This window comes from Anoxybacillus sp. MB8 (assembly GCF_011006755.1).
Taxonomy (GTDB): domain Bacteria; phylum Bacillota; class Bacilli; order Bacillales; family Anoxybacillaceae; genus Anoxybacillus; species Anoxybacillus gonensis.
Genome location: NZ_RXXX01000150.1, coordinates 1 through 358 on the forward strand (window position 1 = coordinate 1; position 358 = coordinate 358).

Consider the following 358-nt stretch of genomic DNA (forward strand, 5'->3'; position numbering starts at 1 on the left):
AAAATAATTGACCCCGCCCCGTTCGCTATTTAACTGAGAAATATTCTGCGGGTTAGTGCCTCCCAACTTACGCACGGCCAAATCGGGATACCAACGCACTGCATGCTCATGCATGACTTTGTCGCGCTGTGCCTGTCGAGCTTGCTTCATCTGGTCTCCGAAGCGATCTTCCTGAAGCACAGCATGAACGGCATGCACCAACGAAGTAGGAAACAGCGGAGCGAGCAAATGATATTGGGCGTCATCATGACAATCTTCGCCCACTAACCAATACAGTTGGTTGGCCAAGACATGGCTGGATATGGATTGTCCATTGTCTTGAAGCAAGCCTAAAACGGCATCCCGCCACTCACGAGCC

1 protein-coding gene is annotated in these 358 nt (G+C 51.1%); it reads right to left on the reverse strand.

Annotated elements, in window-relative coordinates:
* A partial coding sequence (locus EKC99_RS15620; RefSeq protein ID WP_205597834.1) for a type I-F CRISPR-associated protein Csy1 occupies positions 1-358 on the reverse strand: 358 nt, incomplete at both ends.